Raw genomic sequence first — 20287 nt, 5'->3', positions numbered from 1 at the left:
TCTGGACAGTTTTCACCACCGCAGCGCGATGTGTTATCTGAAAAAGCCGACGTCCATACGGGACGCCGGCAAACAGGAATATCAAGCCGCGACAAGTTGCCGGGCCAGGGCGACTTCAATAGAGTCGCCATCTTGATTAAGCACATCCAGCCCCGACTCAGGAACGTCTCCCGACGTGCTCTGAGAGACCAGAATCTTCTTCGCCATCAGCGCCAGGCACGTCATCTGCGACGTGGCCGCATACCCCAGGTAGATCACCTTCACAGGCTGCTTCTGGCCGATACGCCAGGAGCGTCGTGCGGCCTGCTGCAGTGTGTACACGTTGTACCCTGATTGCATGAACACAATCGTGGGGAATTCCAGAAGATCCAGCCCTGTTTTGACAAGCTCCGGGTTGGTGATGAGGACGTCGATGCCACGGTCGAGCTGTTCTGCAATCCAGTCTTCACGGCGACTGGCATCGACGCTGGCGCGCAATACCGCAACCCGAAAACCTTCTTGCTCCAACAGCATTTTCAGCCTGCTTGTGGTATCTCGCGTGCCTGTGTAGACGGAATAGGCCAGGATCTTGCGCCCCTCTGCTTTCTCCTGCTTGCAGATGTCGATCAGTTCCCGCTCTTTAGGCATCACCTGCAGCTCGTTGAACTGGGCCTGGGTGAATGCCAATACCTCTCGCGTACGCGGGTGGCGCACGGTTTCGGTACGAAAGCAGCAGTCAGACCAGGCCAACAGCACATTGAGCACCACGCCCAGCAAGGTGGTGTCCCGCTTACGCAGGGCTTCCTTGAGCTGACTCGTCAGGCTGGCAGCGAGCTTGCTGTAAGTATCACTTTGCTCGGCATCCATCTCGACTTCCCTGAACTCTTCGTCATATGGGGGCAGTACGCCACCAATATCCCGGAGTTTGAGGAAAATCGTGAAGGGCAGAACGCAGCGCAGCACGCCCTTGGGGCCGAACCCCGGCGCTTTGACGGTTCTGACGGTGACCTTCGAGCCTTTTGCGGTCTTGTGGGCCGGGCCGTCGCTCTCGGAGTAGATGTCCTTGAGGACGCCATGATCCCGCATGAATGCCATTGCCGCAGCGTTCATGCTGCCACTGGTACTGGGTCGGTAGCCGTCTTCGATCATACGTCCGGGCAGTGCTCGGAACAGCAGATAAAAGAGATCGGAAGCGTAGCCTCCCATCAGCGTGCCGGTGAGCAGCAACGTTTTGCGGGTTTTGGCCGCAATAACGCCCATGGCCTGACCCTGTGCGGAACCGCCTGTCTTGTACTCGTGGGCTTCGTCGGCGATGAGCAAATCGAACGTGCTTTGCGGCAGATACCGCTTCACGAATTCGCTGGGTTGATAGCCGCCCTCACCGAAGCCGAACTCCATACTCGACATGGCGCGTTCCATGCGCTGAGCCTGCCGGTCTGAAAAGACCAACTCCCCCCGGTTGTCCATCAGATTGATGAACTGGTGGAAGTTGTCCCCAAGCATCGAGGCCAGGAATGAATCGCCAAAGGTCTTCATCAGTTTGGCAGCCGTGGCTTCACCAATGGTCGGAATGCGTTTTAGCGCCCGCAGTACTGCTGCGGATTGATCGCTGCCTGACAAACTGCGTGGTCGCATCAGTGTCCAGAGGGCACTTTTGCAAACGCCACACTTGCGACGCACTTCCTCAGCATCGAGTTCCAGTGCGCTGACGGGCTCGCCATCAAGGGTGTGAACCATGGTGCCGCAGTGTGGGCAAAGCCCAACGGTGCCGTGACGGGTGCGTTTGCGAACGAACGCGGGCTTCCAGTGGAAGCCCATTCGCATGCGCACACGGCCAATGATGAAAAATTCCTGTCCATCGGCTGGCACGTTCAGTTGCTCGCGCAGCTTGATCAGTTTGAGCAGCGTGTCCGGGCCGTTGAGCACCCAGACTTTGGCCCCCGTGACGGTTTCGAGAATCTCCCGCCGCCATTTATAGACCAGGTGCGGTGGGCTGAGCACGAGTGTGCGGCGATAGCCTTCCGCATTGAGTACCGCCGCCAGCGCGATGCCGACAGTGGTTTTTCCTGTCCCCATCTCACCATTGACGATGGCTGCGCGCTCGCCCTGATTGACGAGCAACTCGGCCGCTGCATGCACGACCTCAGCCTGGGCGGGGAACAACTGTCGCTTGAGACTGGCGAGAATGCGTTGGCGGTTTGCACGTGGCACACCGTTGTAGACCGGTGGATTGGCCCGGTTGAGAGAGTCGAGCAATTCATCCCCGAACTCGCTGACGAAATCCTGCAGGCTGATGGAGAGTTCGTCGTTCGCAGGGCCGAACAGATCACCGGTTTCGGGTGATTGCGTGACGGCAGGGGCCGCTTCGATTTGTATGCTCATGGTGATGCTCCAAAAAATGGGGCATGCACCGCCCAGGGGCGATGTATGCCCCGATGGGTAAGAGAAATGAGCTGGTGTTGAACTCGGGTTCAGTGGCCAGCAGTGTGTAGGTGGTACTGCTTCCCCTTGCGGGGATTAATGGATGGTGAGAATCCGTCCCAGCGTGGCTGAGTTGGGAGACAGGTCCCATGCTCTGATGACGGGCACGAACTTATCGGTGAGAATGCGCGTTTCGGCGATTGAACCGTCATCGCGTTCGCAATACTCGGTGCTCGTTGCTTTCTGCTTGTAGGTGTCACCCTTGACCGCAAGTGTGCGGCCGCTTTGGGACTGCACGACGCCGGAGATCGCACCCGCTGCCAGGGCCAATGCCAGGTGCCATTCAGATAAAGCACGAGCAGGCGCGCGCAGCGACTGCTGCGCGGCACCGAGGTGAGTCTCGAACGCTGGCCACAGGCCTCGCAGACGCTGCACTTCTTCGGCGAACTGCATCGGCTCCATGCTGATGCGATAAAAATGCTCGGGTTCGGTTTGGGCGCTTGGCACGATATAGGGAAGCGACGTCCACTCGGGCGGCAATTCCTCTGCGTCCTGTTCTCCCTGCCCGATCTGCAACAACCGGGCGCGGGTGGACTTCACGTCTTCACTCGCCATATCGCGCTGGCGAGCACGACGACCAAACAGCACCACTTGTTTGAACTGTGTATCTACCGCACGGAAGACACGCAGGTCGGCGAAGTGGCGTGTGAGCCAGCCCACCATTTCCTGGTCGAGCACATAGAACGGAATGATGAAAACGAGAATACCGTGGTACTGCAGCAAGGGCAGCGTCCGCTGGTAGAACAGCTTTTCCAGTCGGGGCCGGCCCTTACCGTCGTAGCCGATGTTGCCGTTGGCATCTCTGGATAAGTCGCCGTACGGTGGATTGAGCCAAAGCAAACCGAATGCCTGACGCGAGATGAGGGTATCCATCAGGTCGGCATGGATGCAGTGATCGACCAACAACCGTGCATGGCTGGCGCGCTCCTGATCGTACTCGACAGCGTACGAACGGGTGTGATCAAGCCCGAGGGCATGGGCGGCTTCGGCAATCGCAACGCCTTCGCCTGCACAAGGGTCGATAATGCACATGGGCTCATCGCTGGGAGCCAGTGCGGCGAGTGTCCGTTCGAGCGTGGACTCATCGGTAGGGTAATAGCCATTTTTGGCAAAATTTCTGGCGAGCCGGGGAAACATGAGTGCCATAGGGATCTCCTGTCTGGCGGTGATGAAAGAACGTGCAGGTGCCTGGTAAGGTGCGCCTGCCGTGGAACGATCAGACCACCGCGTGCGGTGTCCAGATCTGTGACGGATATGGGTAGGCCGTGAGAACGCCGTTACGAATAAGCTCGCCCAGCGCATCGGTGAGTGCTGGCACATCCAGTTCAAGGCGAAAGCCCCGCAGCGGCCCGAGAGCGACTGGTAGCTCATGGAGCATGTCGCGGCTGCTCAGTAACTCCAGCACGGGCATTTGCCAGTGGTCGAGCAGTGGCAGCGGACATGTATCTTTGACGAGTTGCCACAAGCGAACGGTCGGTTCAGCAGCAGAGCGCGGCAGTAGCGCCAGTGCGCTGGCTGTGCTCTTGTCAGGGCAGATGCAACGCTGGTCGAACAGCCACAGATTGGTGAGCGATCCAAACAGTGTGCGGCGATAGTTGCGGGTCAGACGCTTTTCAAGGCGCTCGACCGAAGGGATGAACACAGGTACAGAGCCGCCGTGCTCTGTGATGAGGTGAAACTGGTTCAGTCCATCGTCATCGCGGCCCAGTGTGAGTCGGGCGATAAATTGCTGGACGGCGGTATCCCGCGCCCAGATTGAGACAAAGACCAGATCGCCATTCTCGCGGCAGACGCAGGCATCGACCATCAGGTCAGTACATTCGTCGATGCGGAACAACGGTTGCTGTAATGAAGATTCGGGCATGGTGGTGTCCTCAATAACATTGAGTGGCAACACTGCCCTTGGGGCCGTGTTGCCCCGAAGGATGGGAAAAGCGCGCAGCGGTGGCTGGAGGAATCAGATCGCCAGAGATTCAGACTGACGGTTCCACTGCTGGGCCGTGGCGTCGAACACATAGCTCAACTGGCTCAACCGCGCGACTTGCAGGCGCAACGTGCGGCGGTCAATGGTTGCGTCCAGCTTCACCGATTCACCTAGCGGCCAGAGGATGCCGAACAATGCAGCATCATCGCTATCGGGATTGTCCGAGGCCGCTACAGTCGCGGAGGGCGCATCGACGCCGAATGGCGTGGTGTCAACCAGTGGGTCCTGGGTGGCTTGCACAGGGGCAGGCCTGGCCTTGGATTTGGACGTTGCGGTTGGCGTGGGTACGGGTTGAGTACCCGATTCCTCATCAAGCGGATCGACATCCTGCGTGGCGAAGGCGCGAGCCTCTGCTTTGCTGAGTTTGTCGATACCAGACAAGGTCATGCCATCCAGGTTGGCCCGGATCTCGAATCGCATGCCGTCGCCGACAGGATAGGCTTTCGGATAAATATATCGAATCGCAAATTCACCCTCATACTTTCCTTCGGGATACTGCTCCAGTTCGGGATCTTTGACATGGAACAGCCCAAGGTGAGTGGTGAGACGACCGACTGTGAACCGGCCGTTACGACCGGATATTGTGCGGATTGCGAGTTGGCCGTGAACGATGATGGGGGGAGCGGATTGAACGGCTGCTGTAGCCATGGATAATCTCCTGGGATGCGTTGTACTACCGATAACCTTGGGAAAAGAGACAAGACCCCACTGTGAGGTCTTGCCGATCGGCTTAGCGTGAAGTGACGAGAGCGGGCTCTTCTTCTACCGAGGATTGCGCTTCAGGTTCGGTTGTACCGGGCGTCGTAGACGGCATATCCACGCTGTTATCAGGACTTTCTGACTCAGTGGATACCGCTGTAGCATGCTCGGAAGAGGGAGCCTGGTTGGCAGTGGGATAGACCAATTGGCCATCGATCTTGATCAGGCCAATATGGATCAGTTTGGATTCCAGACTCGCAGCCGGCTCGCCGGCATGCTCGCCCTTCGTGCGAAGGTACGGATCAGCTTTCATGTCGTTGAGACGAAAGGCCACCAGTACCTTGCGTTCAGCCTCGACGGCCTGCACGCAACGGCGCACCAGATGTTGAGCCTCCGGTGTGGTCACGATGGTGTTGATGTACCGGTATTCCGGTTCTTCGACAGGCCCGGCCAGCGCACCGATGGTGCATGCGAGGAACGGGTCACCCTTCTTCGGTGTGACGTCTTTGGGCCGATTGAGGTAGCCAATGCCCCGAGTGACCAGCTCGTACTGTTCGATTATTTGCAGTGCGGCAGGGTCGATCAGTTCAGCTTTCAGGAGCCGTCCCTTGAGACTGGCTGCCGGTTCACCCTTGCGCTCACCGCTGGGGCGAATAAATGCATCACTCCACAGATCCCCCAGCCGGAACTTGATCATCGGACGCTGCTTTGGATCATCAATGCCGATATAGTGTTCGACCAGTTTTTTAGCCTCGGCACCTGTGACTTTGACATCAAAATAGCGGGTGGTCGGTTCTTGGGCCGAGCCGACCAGCGCTGCGATGGTGCAGGCCAGGAAGGGTTGAGCACGTCGGCCACCCCGCACGGGAACTTCCCGTACGCGTTGCAGACGACCGTAACCTTCGGTGTGCAGATCGAAATAGGCCTTTTCGCCTGAAGTAGAATGAGTCATGGTGAAATCTCCATTGAAAATGAAGCGGAGACACACCAGGCCCGATGGCGAGGGTGTGTCACCCCGCGATGGGTTGATAAGGCGGATGCATCCACTACCGGTAGAAGCCGGTGGTCGTCCGCGCGAGGATGCTGTGCGAACTGGCTTGGTCATGCGGTTTTTGCCGCACCGCAACCTTGGAGACCGTGGTTGCGTGGCATGTCGCTGACAACGTCAGCAAAACATGCAGACAGACTGCCCGTGCCTCAATGCCGGCGCGACGAGAAATATGAACTGGAGTCGTTCCCTATTTTCGAGATGCCATTCCTCTGGAAATGGCTGTCGTGGTACAAACGCGTACTTAACGACTTTCTGCATCACCCATGGAGGGAGAAATAATGTCGATTGATTTGCAGGCGCTGTCCGCAGCCGAATTGAAGAACCTGATCGCATCCGCACAGGATCAACTGGTCAAGGGAGAACGTGAACGCATCAAGGCTGTTCGCGAGAAAATTCTGCAGTTGCTGGAAGGTGAAAATCTGGATCTGGAGCAGGTCTTCCCGAACTCGAAGCCGAGTCCTCGGGTAAAAAATCCTGTGGCTCCCAAATATGCACATCCCGACAACCCAAGCCTGACCTGGAGTGGTCGAGGCAAGCAGCCGAATTGGTTCAAGGAGGCGCTCGCAGCGGGCAAAACTCAGGCGCAGTTGTTGCTGCCCTAGTCGTTATCCAAAGTGGCACCTGATCAGTACAGACCCAAGACAATCAGGTTTCCCTGCGGCGCGATTTAATCACCGCAAAAACAGGCCGCCGCATCTTCGGTTGAATCGAACAGATCACCCTGGTTTGCGGCGAAGCGCGCCAGATCGGCATAGCTGGGACCGTCAATACGAAACCGTGTGCCACTGGCTTTGCTGGCCAGATTCAGTGATTCCATGCGCATCCACCATATGGCAGCTTCCGGTCTGGCCTTGATGAGGGCCAGCCGCTGTCCCTGTGGCTTGAGGAAGCACAAATCACAGTTGCCTTCGAGTGTGCGGCCTTTCACGGTCAACAGTCCCAGATCGAAAGGTTGCGCCTGCCAGAACGCACTGACCTCGTATACGCTGATGTTTGCATCGGCCAATGGCATGCACATCATTTCATGGCTTGATTCTGTGGAGTGACCGCGCGCCCGAATTTTGGCGACACGCCGTTGCTCGTCGGCGCGGATGCCAATGAATTGATCCCATTCCGCCCAACCAAGACTGCGCAGGTATTTATGCATCGGCCGAATTTTCAGGCTGGTGGTGCAGCAGCGAGCAACGGGATTGGGCAGGTATTGGCGTTTACGGATCAACGCCTCGAAAGGCTCACCCTGACGGCTGGCCGTCGTGAAATCGACCCGCGTGAATCCCGGTTCTGCATTCTGATATTCGAGCCAGTGGATAGGGATTTCCCAATGTGTGGCACAGTCGCGCACGAAGCGCAGGGTGGCTTCGACTTCTTTGCCCGTGTTGGCGAAGCAGACAACGGTATCGGCAGGCAGGCCGCAGTTGGTCTGTAAAACGCGCCACAGCATATAGGCACTGGTGCGGCCACCGGAAAAACTGATGCAGGTCGGGGTGTCAATCTTGAACGGGTCGCGCATGGGGGCGTCTCCAGGGTATCGCTGGTGGAATGGCCCGTCGTGGGCTGAGACGCATGCGTGTCAGCGGTGGAGGTGCTGGCGCGAGAGGAAAGAAGCCCCCATGAGGGGGCTATGGAGGACGAGGCTCAGTTGCTATCGGGGCTTGTCGCGACAACTTGCAGGAAAATCTGTGTTGCGGTAGCGGACACTTCGAGATCACCAGCACCATCCAGGATGCCGGTAAACACCCTGTCGCCAGGTTCGAAAAACTCACCAAAATCATCGCCACCGAACTCAGCGCGTGAACGCTCCCACCAGTCGTCGAAGGGTGCAACGTCAGGGTTGCAGCCAATTGCGTAGGCGATCAGCTTTTGACGCCCATCGGGATGGCGTTCACCATGCTCGGCGAGCCAGTAAACACCCTGATCCTTGACCAGGATGATGCGGCACTGATTGGCAACAGCTTCGGCGATGACGGGCCGCAATTCGGCTCCTTTGAAGCGTAAAGTCATACAAGTTACTCCTGAGAGGATGGTATGCCGGGCAACACAGTGAAGAAGTGTTGTCCGGGGCGGGGGATTGGTGCGTATCCCAGTCGAGGTGCGATAAGTAAACGATGCTGGTCAGATAACCCACCGTATAGACGGGTTGTCTGTCGCGTCATGACTTGCGTCGCAGCGGCTTTTGAATGGTGCGCACATGTATGCGACGCCAGCTGCCATCGTCGATCAGCCTGAGCAGTACGTCTCCGAGGGTATCGAAGAACACACCGTCAACCCGTTCAACCAACTCTCCATCGTGGCTCAGCACTACGGCATAGAGGTCGTCGGCGCGTTCGTATTGCACAGTGACGCGGCCATTGAATTTCGCCGTGCTTGTGTTGAAGCTGATAGCCGGTGGTGTAGCGATGATGTCCTTGGGCAGTGGATCAACCCAGGTGAAATCCCGCGCACCCGCATCAACCAGCAGGTGCGTAATCCGACGAAAACCATCCGGTGCCGGCAGCTCCTCCAGTTGCCTGATCAGTTCCTGTAACTCCGGGCTGCGGGGTTGCGGGATCGGAAGCTTGGTGGGGGCGGAGCCGAGGACATACGTCTGGAGCTTGTAGGGCTTGCCATCAGCGGTGTATTCGGTGCGCTCTTCGGGGGTGTCTGCGCGAAGACCGTCGAAGCGATGCCGTGCGTAGGGTTCGACCTGCACCTTGGCTCCTTCGTCTGGATCTTCGGTCACGAGCGTCCGGTCAAGCACCGCGAACTCGATTCGGCCCGTCTTGACGACAATGGCATCCTCCGTCCTGGCGATGATCTTTCCTTCAAAAGGCTTGGGATCAATGTGAAAGCCCAGTGTCGACACCTTGGGCTGGCCGTCAAAAATGTTGAACCTGAAACTGCGGGCATTGGAAGGAACGTGGTCACGCACCAATGACTGCATCTGATTGCGAATGGTTTGATGATCCATGGGAAAGTCTCCAAAAAAAGGAGCTCCCCAGCCACAAGGGAGGAGAGCCCCTATGGGTGGAATGAGAAAATAACGAAAGCCAACACACCGTCGGCGTGTCGCAGTCTTGATGGCCTTGACTGCCTGGGATGTTGCCAGCTACACCGGCGAACATGTATTCAGCATGACGTGGCAACGGTGCGTGTGTGTGGAACAACACGCATCAGGACGTGCCCGTATTGGTTAGCGTGATGTCACTTGGGTGTCTGCAATGCCTGGAGCAGACGCTGACCCAGCCAGGCCACGCATGGTACGGCCATGGAGTTGCCGATCGCTTTGTAGCGGGGGGTATCAGCAGCAGGTTTGCCGCCGCGATATGGCACCAGCGTCCAGCCATCCGGCATGCCCTGCAAGCGTTCGCATTCGACGGGCATTAGCCGCCTGACCCTCCATTGCTGCCAGTTTTCTCCATCATGCTCAAGCGGCGTGTAATGGAAGTGCGCGTCAGGCGGGGTGACGCTGAACACGGTTGGCATGCCCTGACCGGGCTTTCCGCCGCTGGCGAGCAGCGTGCCAGCGATCTGGCCGTGACCCGATTCCAGGCGCAGTTCGCCACGCCCGTTCTGTGCAAAGGCGATGGCAGGCCAGGCCCTGGTCCGCAATGTCGGGGTGACGTCTTTTACGGCATCCGCGCCATAGTCCTGAGCGGTAAAGGCCATCATCGGTATACCTTTGTTGGCACCATCTTCCCTGTAGTCTTTGCCATGCGTTGCCGTGTGCAGTGTATGGCTGAGGGGGCCAGCCATCGACTGCACCAGGAAGTTCTCGGTGCAGATGTCATGTTTGGAACCGGCTGCCATCAGGCAGGCCGCCACGTTGGCTGGCCCTGTTCCTCCAGCGAAACTGTATGTCGTGACAGCCTTGCCGTAGGGACTCAATCCGGCATAGTCGCTTGCTGTCGCAGGGCCTGCTCCAGCAGCGCGGGCAGCTTCTTGCCACGGCGAGTTGCTCGCATCAGAATGCCCGCGCACGCTGTCGCGCTCAAAAAGTACTTCGCAGGGATCGAGGTCGTCTCGACCACTTGCCACAAGAAACACACGCTTGCGGCGCTGGGCGACACCGAAGTGTTGGGCGTCGAGCACCCGCCACGCGAGGCGACGGCGGGGTCCAGACACGTGACCTGCGTGCGCCCATTTTTCCCCTGGCGGGTTGAGCGCATGGCTTTCTCCGGCCAGTGCGCCCAGCAGGCAGCCAAAGGCGTTGGAGCGGTCACTGAGCACGCCAGGGACGTTTTCCCAGACGATCGTGGTGGGGGACTGATGATTTTTGAGACGGATTTGGTCGATGACATTGGCAAGCTCCACGTAGCTGAGGGTTAAGGCACCGCGAGGGTCGTTCAGACCCCGTCGTGCGCCGGCAATGCTGAACGCCTGGCAAGGTGTCCCGCCAACCAGAATATCTGGGGCGATGACCTCGCCAGCGTGTACCTGGTTGGCGATGTGCGTCATGTCGCCGAGGTTGGGCACATGGGGGTAGCGGTGTGCGAGCACGGCACACGGGAAAGGGTCGATTTCCGAAAACCAGGCGGCTTTCATACCCAGTGGTTCCCAGGCGAGGCTGACTGCCTCGATGCCACTGCAGACGCTGCCGAATTGCAGTACATGGGGTGTTGTAGGTTGCATGTTCATGGGGTCTCCTGTTTTTTGGTTCAGGGCCACAGGCCCAACCGTGTGTGTCGTAAATCAGGAGAAAAAGTGTCGGGGACCTGCTGGCCTCCGACTTGGTAGGAATAAACCACCTGTGGGCTGGTTCAGGATGTGGTCGTCGTCAAAACCATTCACTGTCGCAGCAATCGCACCCGGCCGTTATCGTGGTTGTGGCCGGAATCCTCTGGCATGTATCCACACACAAAGGGAGCCCAGTTTTTCGCCGTTGGGCGCGGCAACGAATACCGTCATCCCCGAAGGGTTTCCTGATGTCTGGCCTCTCAAACAAAGCATCAGGAAACCCTTCAAGGAAGGCGGAAGTACCGGAGAAGAGGGAAAGCGTCTGGTGCGATCCGTGGACGAGTTGCCCTCTGCCTCGCTGCCGGAGCATAGCGAAGTGCGCACTGTTTAGTAGAAGGCTTGGTGCGCGGGGATTCCCGCATGGGCGCGGGGGGGAGCCATGTCATCACTGAAGATGTGGCATGGCTTTTAGGTTCAGGGCGGTTCAGGATGCCCGTGTGCTGCTGTTACGTTTGCGCGGCATAGCACGTTTGTGTTTGCCGTTGTCGATAGGCTGAGAGCCTTTGCAGTCAGGATAGCGAGGGCAAGACCAGAATGGCCCGCTTTTGCCAGTACGCTGATGCATGGCGGTGCCGCATTCTGGGCATGCAGGTCCCTGTGGCACCTTGATAGACAGCGATGCTCCTCGATACTGCTGTACCAACTGCGTGATCCAGGCTGACTGCTTGTCGATGAAGACATCAAGAGTGAGCTGACCGGCTTCGATCATGTCCAGCGCCTGTTCCCAGATGGCGGTCATGCCGGGATCGGCAATGGCACCGGGAACGGCGTCGATGAGTGTGAAGGCCGCATCGGAGGCACGTACCGAACGGCCTTTCTTCTGCAGGTAGCCACGGTCAAGCAATCCTTTGATGATATTGGCGCGAGTCGCCTCAGTGCCGATACCCGTGGTGTCCTTCAGCTTTTGCTTCAGGCGTGGATCGGCAACCAATTTAGCAACGCCCTTCATCGCTTTGACCAGTTCGCCCTGGGTATAAGGACGTGGCGGCGATGTCTTGAGCGCTTTGCAGTCGATTCCAGTGATCTGGCAAGACAAACCTTCATGCAGCGCTGGCAGAACCTGGCTGCGCGGAGTGGTCTCGCCATCATCGTCTGGCCTGGGCTCAGTGAGCACCTGCCGCCACCCGATGACGACGACCTGCTTGCCGACAGCCTGTAGCGTTTCACCCGCACAGGATAAGTGTGCAGTGGTGCGGTCAAACTCATGTTGCGGCAGAAACTGCGCCAGATAGTGGGCACGGATCAGCATATAGACTGCCCGTTCCTTGTCACTCATTGCCTTAAGGTTGGTGGGTTCGAGCGTGGGAATGATGCCGTGGTGCGCCGTGACTTTGCTGTCGTTCCAGGCACGTGAGCGCTGGTTGCGGTCTAGCTGGTCAACGAGCGGTCGCAGGCCAGGATCGGTCTTGAGAAGACTGTCGAGTACGGTGGGCACCTCGGCGAACATGCTGTCGGGCAGATAGCCGGAGTCTGAGCGCGGGTACGTTGTCGCTTTGTGAGTTTCGTACAGTGCCTGAGCGATTTCCAGGGTTTCCTGCACGTCCAGACCCAACTGTTTTGAACAGATTTCCTGCAGCGTGCCCAGATCGAAGGGTAATGGCGGGCCTTCACGCATGCGTTCAGTTTCGACGGACGTGATCTGTGCGCTACCAGCCGAACGCATGCGTTCCACCGCCTGCCGGGCTATGGATTCCTGCAGGCAGCGGCCGGCATCGTCTGTTGCTGTATCTGGTGCAAGCCAGGCTGCAGTGAAAGATTGACCTTCGCTCGATAGTGTAGTCTCGACTGCCCAGAACGGTACAGAGACAAAGCATGCGATCTCGCGGTCGCGATCGACAACCAGTTTCAGCGTTGGGGTTTGTACCCGGCCCACGGAGAGGACGCCGTCGTAACCGGCCTGCCGCCCCATAACGGTGAACAGGCGACTGAGATTCATGCCAATCAGCCAGTCTGCGCGGGAACGGGCCAAGGCCGAGAAGTACATCGGCAGGGTTTCGCTTGATGGCCTGAGCGTTGCCAGTGCTTTGCGGATCGACGCATCATTTAGCGCCGATAACCAGAGCCGCTGGATGGGGCCGCGATAACCGCACAGTTCGATGATCTCACGTGCGATCAACTCGCCTTCCCTGTCAGCATCCGTTGCGATGACCAGTTCGCTTGCCTTGCTCAGAAGGTCTTTGACGACGTTGAACTGCGAGGCGGTCTTGGATTTGACGTCGACGCGCCAGCGCTCGGGGATAATGGGCAATTGCTCGATAGACCAGCGTTTGTATTGCTCGCCATAGGCATCGGGCGGTGCTGCTTCAACGAGATGGCCGATGCACCAGGTTATGGTGATACCTGAACCGGTGAGGCAACCCTTGCCTCGCTGGGTAGCCCCCAGTACACGTCCGATATCTTTGCCCTGAGAGGGCTTCTCGCACAGAAATAGCTTCATGGAATTCTCTCGGCACGTGAATCATGCTGTCGAGTATTCCCGGCTGGAGATTTTAAAATGATAAAGAATGCGGATTACGAGCCAACGTATTCGATTTTCCCATCTGATATGCCAATCTGAGCGTGAGAAACGCAATAGACATCAGTGGAATAGGGGACGACCACTGTCTGGGATCGTCCCGAAGTGCGATGTGTTACTCGGCCGATGGCCCCGGATCTGCTGGCCCTGACTTGGGGCTCAGGGTGATGGCCTCGATTCGGTAAGGGAGGATGCCAACGCTGCGTGCATTGACCCGGTAAGTCGTGCGCGGGTTGTTGTTCTCATCGGTCCAGTCGTCGCGCTCCACACGTCCGCTAACCACGACCCGCATGCCTTTCTGGAACAGTCCAGAGAATTGCTCCGCATCACGATGCCACCAGTCAACTGGCCGCCAGAAACCGCCACGATCTTCAAAGGCACCGCTCTTGCCGGGGACGGGGTTGTCGAAGTAGACGTTCAGACGCAACACCCGACGTGGTTCTTCGTTGCCGTTGGGGTACTCGTGGAATTCTGGCGCAGAGCCGATATTTCCCTCGCCACTGAAATGTGTACTCATGTCTATGACTCCTGTTTGATGTGAAATGCCCGCATTGGAAAGACAATGCCGGTTGAAACCGTCAACGGTGTTGTGCTGATGCCTGATGTTTCATGTGGTCTCCCCCTGTATGGGACTGGTTTAGATCTGCCTGATGGCCTGTCCGGCGCAGATAAATATCGTCGGCATGGGCCACTTTGCTGGCGCAGTCCCTGGCCTGGCGTGCGAGTGTGTGCAACAGGCTAATCTGCATGTTCAGCACGGCACGCTGGACTTCTATTGCGTGTAAATCGCCGATGAGTCCGGGTGGCGTAGCCGGATTGGCCATCATCTTCTGCCACAGGGCTACGCCCATACTGCTGCGATCAAGGTTGCGCCAGCGCAGAAAGGTGGTGCCTGCGCCAGTGGTTTGCTGGGCCAGTTGCGTGGGTAGCAGGTTGAAGGGATGGCTGCGTGCCTGTGCCAGAACCTGTCGTTGCGCCAGCACGATCAGGTTGTCGCGCAGTGCCTCGCATTGGCTGGCCCAGACTTCGAGTGCCCCTTTACCTTTAAAAGGTTTTAAAAGGCCTTTTAGGTAGCCTGCATGTCCCAACTGCTGGAAGGCGGTCTGTTCCAGCAGGGTGAAACGTGTCGATGCGCTCATGCGTGGTCATCCTCGCTATCCTGTGCCTCTTCGGTTGGGTTTCCACTGGTGTTGGCAGGGACATCAGCAGGTTCGTCTGCGTGTGAGGGGGTTTGATGTGTGGTGCCTGAATGCGCCATGTTCGTTTGTCCACGCCGGATCAAGGGTGGTGCGAAGCGTGAACGACGCGTGCCTTCGAGCACGTCCTGCGGCAGTTCTCCGTATTTTTCCACTGCGGCACGGGCTGCGGCATTGTTGGCAGCAAAGTCGTCGCGCCGGGTGCCGGAGTAGCGGTATTGCTGCGCCAGACTGAAGAGACTGCGCAGGGCATGGGCTCCGTCGTTGAGGCAGCGTTCAAGGGTTGAGCGGTCAATCAGTGCGGTGTGGTGGGCCAGGATCAGGCGGCGGGCAAGATCGTCGTAGTCGGCCAGTAAATAGACCGCCATAAAGCCCAGTTGCGAGGAGACGAATAGCGGCAGCTTGACGGGTTGCACATTCATGTTTTCACCAATACTCAGCGCGGGTGGTACGTCAGCCAGTGCTTGATCCACTTGTTGGCGCAAGTTCTGGAGCTGTTCTTTGGTGAGCGACAGCTTGTCTTCAATGCGCAGCATCCACCAGTCGGAGTAGGGATCGTCCTGCTCGGCACCGCGCTTGAGCTTGTTCATGATGGAGACAAATCCGTTCAGGCCGACGATGCCGGGTTTGCCTTCTGCGGCTGCACGTCCGTGCCAGATACGCGACGCGTGGTGGGTATGCAGGGTCAGTGACATCGCACTGCGCAATGACCCCAGGTTCAATTGCAAGGACTCGGTGGCATTGTTTTCGTTGGACATGGTGATGACTCTCGGTAGTGAAACGAGTCGCCAGCTTCGGCTGTAACAGGAAGGCCGTCAGTCATGAAACCGCACTGCTGGTCAGCCTGTTTTGCGAGGCACCGGACGCTTTGCGAGGGAAGGGGGGGCCGCTATACCCGGGGTATAGGCGACGGTGGACGCCAGTGGACGATATGTCGCTATTTTTGTGTGAGTCGTATGCGTATCGTCTGGAAGGCTGTGTGTGCAGCTATACCCAGGGTATAGACGACCATGGATGGTGATGGATATGTCTTCAGGTGGCATCCAGCAATTTGCGCAGTCGTGCCAGATGGGCCAGTGCGACATCTCTGTTCGCCGCAGGCGGCTGCGGTGGGATGGGGGCTTCACGTGGTTTGGTGGCGGGCGTTGTTTGTGTGTTGTCCTTCTGCCCAGCCCAGGCTCGGAAATCACCGCGCAGGGCTTTCTGGATGATGCCAAACAAATAGCCTGCGGGGTTGCGAATGGTGGTTGTTGTGCAGCGAGCATCCCATTCGTCAAGGACTGATTGGTGCAAACTGGGCTCAACCGACTGCAATGCGGCCAGCGTACCGGATTGCTGCTCAGCCTTGAGTGCCATAAAGCGCTCCGGGAAATGCAGCATCCCAAGTTCTTGCGCACGCGGTACTGTAAGTACTTTTTTATTATTTTCTTTTATATGTACTGTACTGATGTTCTTCGGATTCCGAAGTGGGTTGATTTTGTTGGCGCTCAGGCCTGATTTGGAATCCGAAGTCAGGTCGCCATTATTCCGAAGAGAGGGCGTTATCCCTTCTTCGGAATCGTGATCGTTCATATCCTGTGGGTAACGTGAATCCATGCGCCAGCCCTGTGCGGCCAGACGCTGTGTCAGCACCTGCAATCGGGTTGGCAGTACCTGGCCGCTGAGCATCGAATCCTGGGACATCTCCTGTAGCGTATACACACCGACACGTTGGACAGACTTGCTGGCATGGATCAGAGACTGGCTGACCAATGCCAGGTAGTCGGCGTCAAGCTGGATGGCCTCATAGGGAGTGAGCGGTTCATCGTGCAGGACATAGAGGTTGCCCAGAATGCGGCCTGTGCGTGGATCACGTCTGCGCCTGACCAGGCTGATCCATCGGGTCAGGCGCAGCATCGTCAGGGTGCGTGCGACCGTTTCGTGAGACGCTTTGGCCGCACACGGCATGGAGGCAAGCCAGGGGGCGAGTTGATCGTACGTGGGCATCGCGGTAATACCATCTTCTGCAAGCATCAGCCGGAAAACTTGCCAGCCGTTGCGTTCAAGCGGGGTCAGCCGTCCGTCCATCAGTAGGGCCCGTGGCACACTGTCGTGGTGATTGCCGCTGAAGAGGAAACCATCCGTTGCCGCAGGCGATGAGGCGGATTGAACCGGCTTCGCAGATTGCGGTTGCAGATGGGAGAAAGCCTGGTCGAACAGCTCATTCAGCCGGATGGGGCCGTTCGTGCGTGGCTGGCCTCCTGCCATCAGGTCTGTCCTTCATCAATCCATCCGCGTATGGCACTCCAGATAACGGACAAAGGCAGATCTGTAGCTTCGGCGAGATCTGCTGCGATACCCAGCATATCCATATCATCATTGAGTGCCACTTTCTGTGATTTAACGGCAGCAGACCAGCTGTGCCACAGATTGGTATCCTGCTCTTCGGTCAGAACCGGATGGCGGCCTTTCCTTTTTGGCAATCCGATCACACTGCGGCGCAACGCGATTTCCTGATGGGTGAGCCCGAAGAACTTGCTGATAAGTTCGGTACTGGCCCCCAGGCGCAGAAGCCGGTCAATTCTGGCGACTTCTTCGGTTACACCATCGACCTGATGCAGTAGCCGACGCAGCACATCGCGGTTGACCACGACGGAGCACCAGGACACGTTGGCGTTGGCCAGCACACTTGCCATGGCAGGATGTTTCAGTGCATCGAGGTCAGTGTCATCAAATCCCATGGACTTGGCTCTGCGCAATTGACCATTGCGCAGATCATGCAGTGCTTGTGCGATGACAGCCTGATTGAGAGGGTGTGGACCGGTCATGGTTGTGCTCCTCATGATCCGGGAATGACGTCGCCGTCATCCTGTGTGCCGTTCTCAATGTCGATCAGCCTGCGGGTCAGCCGTAGCAATCGGAACAGCTTCACCAGTGCGCTGTCATTGAGCCGCTGTGGTGCATCGTTTGCGTCATTGCTTGCGTCCAGTATCCCCTGCAATAAATGCCCGAGTAGCCCAAACCGGATCGAAGACGCGGTATCTGAAAGCGGATGTGTGGCGTGCAGATAGGGGGCGCTCAGGGCGTGCAGCAGCACCAGCACCATGGAGGCTGACGTATCTGTGTTGACACGGTCATCGGCGCATTTGCAACTGAATCCGATGCCATTTTCGTAGGGCTCAATAGCATCTTGCGCACCGACTTCATGGGCGATTTCTGCGGCAAATTGCGCAATATGGGTGCGTAGTCGTGAAGGTTCATCCAGCGATGCCTCAATGTGCCAGATATCGGTGATCGGATACAGGCTATCGGCCTGGATAGGGATGGATTGCAAGACATTGCGTTCGAAGTCCGGCAGGGTCTCGCCAGTATGGCCGGCGACCAGCCGTTGAATCGACTGCAGCCGCTCGGTTGTGCCAGCAGGAGAAACAACATGCTGTTGCAGTAGCGCGGCATGCTCATCGTTTCCTGCTGCAGATTTGTCTTGCGAGGTGCGGCCAACAGGTTCAGACGGGGGCGATCCCGGTTGTGCAGACGCCTTGTTGGTCGTTGATGGTTCGATGTTCCTGGGCGACGTGGATTCCGATGTAACTCCGGGCGGCGTTACGGGTAATGGCGTCTTCTCTTGCAGCGTCGGTGCCCCAGGTTCAGCCGCTGGTGCTTCATTGCTGAGTAACTGCCAACGCCGATCGGTGTCGGTGATCTCGAATGCCAGCGTGTCGTATTCCATCTCCAGCAGATCGGCCATTTGTCCAATCAACTCATCCTGTACGCGCTGGACACTGAAATTGCCCGGTGTACTGTCGAACATCACCAATACATCCTGGAACAAGGTGGTGAAGTCGATGTGGCGATGCGTGTTGGTGCTGCGAGCAGACCAGGCGCGTTCAGCAGCACGTCGCAGGCTGGTCAACTGCTCGACCTGATGCCTTCCCAGCCCGGCATAAAGCACGGTAGGGATGGCCGGAAGCAAGTATTGAATGGCCTCTTGCATGCGACTGATATGGGGCTGGGGTACTGGGTAGCCATCGGCCTTGAGGCGGCGGGCCAGCTCTGACTGTGACAGTGATTTCCCGGTCTCTTCTTCATAAAGCTCCCGTGCTTTATTGACGCCCAGGGCACGTTCAATAAATGACAGTCCACCGTGCAGCTCGTTCTCAGCCAGATGCCCTGTCAATGCGATGATTTCACCGCGTTCCGGCCATGGGCGGAACAAGCATGGAATGCGGAAAAAGCGTTCGTCCCTGGTCTCAGCCCAGAGTTCGCGCAGAATCGACAGTCTGGTATTGCCCCCGTTGCGAATGATATAGCCCTTTGCCCCTGGTCGCTGAGTGATGGAAGGCGGGGAGTCGAGTCCGCGCTCGCGGATTGAGGCTTTGATCTCGTCGTAGAGCGGGTTGCGGGTCAGTCGTGGATCGAGTTCATAGGGTGACAATTCGTCGAGTGTGATAACCATCGCGGTTTCCGCAATAGGTGCGCTTAACACTCCGGTAATCGGTGCTTTGCTCGCGAAGCCTTCGCTCAGTAGCTTGTTGGTCAGGTCTTGTACGGAAATATCAGGCATGGCGGCCTCCCTTGTCAGGAGAGGATTGATCAGTGGCAAACTGGTTCTGCGTACGTCGGAGCAAGGCGCGTGCATTGCGTCCGGCACGGTAATCGCTGGCCGTAGAACTGGTGAAAATAGGAGGCATGCCCGGTTTGGTGAACTTCAGATGCCCACCAGAGGTACGCACAACCTCCCAGCCTTCTTGCAGCGCGTATTCAATCAGCGGTAGTAACTGCTTGTGGCCTTTAGCCAGTTCACGGGCATTTGACATGGGCATGCCCTCCGCTGGTTTTTCCTGTGACCAGTGCGAACTGCTCACGCCACTGGGGCAGTAATTCGGTTGCCAGGCCGCACATGATTTCTCGCGCAGAGCGGGTCTGGCGACCGTAAGGCCTGATACGCTCAACGCGATGCGCTGGCAGACCGCGAGTCGCCGCACGGGGAAACGCTTCAATTGCGGGTATCTCGGTGTCCAGAATGTGGATGCCCGCTTGCTCCTGAAAAACCAGACGCAGGGTTTTCTGGATCATGCGGGCATTGGACGACACGGCTGGTACGCGATTGATCAGCAGGTGTAGAGGTGGGGGCGTAATGCCCAGATTACGGTAAGGTGCGATGTCCTCGACCAGTTGCAGGGTTCCCCGATGTAGCTCACGGGCAGTGAGTATTTCTGGCGTGACGGGTGAAATGGCCTGTTGTGATGCCAGTAATGCCATCTCCAGCAAGACTGTGCGTGCGCCCTGCGTGTCAATGACAACGAGGTCGTAGTGTGGCTGGAACGCAGGCAATAAGTTGCGCAGCCTCAGCCTGCCGTCTGGAGCGTGAAGTAGCAGTGTGTGCAACTGGCGATGTTCATCGTTGGATAGCACAACATCCAGACGCTCAATGGCGGTACGGGAGACAATTTTCCCCTGATCCTGTTCATTGAACGCCAGTAGTTCATAGATGCCGCCAGCGGCACGGTTGCTCAACTCATAGTAAGAGGACAGCGTGGGTTGCATGTCCAGATCGAGTAGGAGTACGCGGAATCCGGCATCGGCAACGAAACTTCCTAGGTTGGCAGCAATGGTTGTTTTACCCACGCCACCTTTTGTTGAAATAACAGAAATCACTTGCATGGTCTGCTCCTGGTAATTGGTGACTG

19 protein-coding genes are annotated in these 20287 nt (G+C 57.7%); 1 reads left to right on the top strand and 18 read right to left on the bottom strand.

Annotated elements, in window-relative coordinates:
* Nucleotides 1-81 precede the first annotated feature (81 nt).
* From A6301_RS14015 to A6301_RS13995, 5 genes are all read right to left on the bottom strand, one after another.
* A complete protein-coding gene (locus A6301_RS14015; RefSeq protein ID WP_234258049.1) occupies nucleotides 82-2361 on the bottom strand; it encodes a DEAD/DEAH box helicase family protein in 2280 nt (759 codons plus the stop codon).
* A 135-nt stretch (nucleotides 2362-2496) separates the two neighbouring features.
* Nucleotides 2497-3606, bottom strand: coding sequence for a DUF6094 domain-containing protein (locus A6301_RS14010; RefSeq protein WP_234258048.1), 1110 nt, complete (start codon nucleotides 3604-3606; stop codon nucleotides 2497-2499).
* 70 nt (nucleotides 3607-3676) lie between these two features.
* Nucleotides 3677-4324, bottom strand: coding sequence for a hypothetical protein (locus A6301_RS14005; RefSeq protein ID WP_234258047.1), 648 nt, complete (start codon nucleotides 4322-4324; stop codon nucleotides 3677-3679).
* Nucleotides 4325-4417: 93 nt separating this feature from the next.
* Entirely contained in the window at nucleotides 4418-5092 is a 675-nt protein-coding gene (locus tag A6301_RS14000; RefSeq protein ID WP_234258046.1) for a DUF3275 family protein, read from the bottom strand.
* Between the two features lie 82 nt (nucleotides 5093-5174).
* Nucleotides 5175-6095 (bottom strand): DUF3577 domain-containing protein, encoded by a 921-nt coding sequence (locus A6301_RS13995; RefSeq protein ID WP_234258045.1) that lies wholly within the window; start codon nucleotides 6093-6095, stop codon nucleotides 5175-5177.
* Nucleotides 6096-6472: 377 nt separating this feature from the next.
* Here A6301_RS13995 and A6301_RS13990 point away from each other — a divergent pair, with 377 nt between their 5' ends.
* Nucleotides 6473-6796, top strand: a complete 324-nt coding sequence (locus tag A6301_RS13990; RefSeq protein ID WP_234258044.1) for an H-NS family nucleoid-associated regulatory protein — start codon at nucleotides 6473-6475, stop codon at nucleotides 6794-6796.
* A gap of 65 nt (nucleotides 6797-6861) precedes the next feature.
* On the opposite strand, the gene A6301_RS13985 is transcribed toward A6301_RS13990, so the two are convergent.
* The 13 genes from A6301_RS13985 to A6301_RS13925 all read right to left on the bottom strand — a co-directional run bounded on the left by A6301_RS13985 (nucleotide 6862) and on the right by A6301_RS13925 (nucleotide 20261).
* Nucleotides 6862-7704 carry a phosphoadenosine phosphosulfate reductase family protein gene (locus A6301_RS13985; RefSeq protein ID WP_234258043.1) on the bottom strand — a complete coding sequence of 281 codons (843 nt, stop codon included), beginning with the start codon at nucleotides 7702-7704 and terminating at the stop codon, nucleotides 6862-6864.
* Nucleotides 7705-7829: 125 nt separating this feature from the next.
* Nucleotides 7830-8195: a DUF3085 domain-containing protein gene (locus tag A6301_RS13980; RefSeq protein ID WP_005966940.1), complete on the bottom strand. Its 366-nt coding sequence runs from the start codon at nucleotides 8193-8195 to the stop codon at nucleotides 7830-7832.
* A gap of 148 nt (nucleotides 8196-8343) precedes the next feature.
* Nucleotides 8344-9141 (bottom strand): GTPase, encoded by a 798-nt coding sequence (locus A6301_RS13975; RefSeq protein ID WP_234258042.1) that lies wholly within the window; start codon nucleotides 9139-9141, stop codon nucleotides 8344-8346.
* Between the two features lie 233 nt (nucleotides 9142-9374).
* Nucleotides 9375-10808 carry a DNA cytosine methyltransferase gene (locus A6301_RS13970; RefSeq protein ID WP_234258041.1) on the bottom strand — a complete coding sequence of 478 codons (1434 nt, stop codon included), beginning with the start codon at nucleotides 10806-10808 and terminating at the stop codon, nucleotides 9375-9377.
* A 523-nt stretch (nucleotides 10809-11331) separates the two neighbouring features.
* The gene (locus tag A6301_RS13965) at nucleotides 11332-13344 is read right to left on the bottom strand and encodes a DNA topoisomerase III (RefSeq protein ID WP_234258040.1); all 2013 of its coding nucleotides are present in this window, start codon (nucleotides 13342-13344) and stop codon (nucleotides 11332-11334) included.
* Between the two features lie 193 nt (nucleotides 13345-13537).
* Nucleotides 13538-13939: a single-stranded DNA-binding protein gene (locus tag A6301_RS13960; protein WP_234258039.1), complete on the bottom strand. Its 402-nt coding sequence runs from the start codon at nucleotides 13937-13939 to the stop codon at nucleotides 13538-13540.
* A gap of 61 nt (nucleotides 13940-14000) precedes the next feature.
* Complete coding sequence (locus A6301_RS13955; protein ID WP_025920350.1) at nucleotides 14001-14561, bottom strand: DUF3158 family protein; 561 nt, start codon at nucleotides 14559-14561, stop codon at nucleotides 14001-14003.
* Nucleotides 14558-15376 carry a PFL_4669 family integrating conjugative element protein gene (locus A6301_RS13950; RefSeq protein ID WP_234258038.1) on the bottom strand — a complete coding sequence of 273 codons (819 nt, stop codon included), beginning with the start codon at nucleotides 15374-15376 and terminating at the stop codon, nucleotides 14558-14560. The genes A6301_RS13955 and A6301_RS13950 overlap by 4 nt, the downstream gene beginning before the upstream one ends.
* A gap of 274 nt (nucleotides 15377-15650) precedes the next feature.
* Nucleotides 15651-16865 (bottom strand): STY4528 family pathogenicity island replication protein, encoded by a 1215-nt coding sequence (locus A6301_RS13945; protein WP_234258037.1) that lies wholly within the window; start codon nucleotides 16863-16865, stop codon nucleotides 15651-15653.
* Nucleotides 16865-17425 carry a DUF2857 domain-containing protein gene (locus A6301_RS13940; protein WP_103182579.1) on the bottom strand — a complete coding sequence of 187 codons (561 nt, stop codon included), beginning with the start codon at nucleotides 17423-17425 and terminating at the stop codon, nucleotides 16865-16867. Before A6301_RS13940 ends, A6301_RS13945 begins: the two co-directional genes overlap by 1 nt.
* Before the next feature lie 11 nt (nucleotides 17426-17436).
* Nucleotides 17437-19161: a ParB family protein gene (locus tag A6301_RS13935; RefSeq protein WP_234258036.1), complete on the bottom strand. Its 1725-nt coding sequence runs from the start codon at nucleotides 19159-19161 to the stop codon at nucleotides 17437-17439.
* The gene (locus A6301_RS13930; protein WP_044202821.1) at nucleotides 19154-19414 is read right to left on the bottom strand and encodes a type II toxin-antitoxin system HicA family toxin; all 261 of its coding nucleotides are present in this window, start codon (nucleotides 19412-19414) and stop codon (nucleotides 19154-19156) included. The genes A6301_RS13935 and A6301_RS13930 overlap by 8 nt, the downstream gene beginning before the upstream one ends.
* Nucleotides 19398-20261, bottom strand: a complete 864-nt coding sequence (locus A6301_RS13925) for a ParA family protein (RefSeq protein WP_234258035.1) — start codon at nucleotides 20259-20261, stop codon at nucleotides 19398-19400. Before A6301_RS13925 ends, A6301_RS13930 begins: the two co-directional genes overlap by 17 nt.
* Nucleotides 20262-20287 lie beyond the last annotated feature (26 nt).

This window comes from Pectobacterium sp. IFB5596 (assembly GCF_021432585.1).
In the GTDB taxonomy this organism is placed as follows: Bacteria; Pseudomonadota; Gammaproteobacteria; order Enterobacterales; family Enterobacteriaceae; genus Pectobacterium; species Pectobacterium punjabense.
The sequence above is the reverse complement of the archived record's forward strand: the minus strand, read 5'-3'. Positions and strand labels throughout refer to the sequence as shown.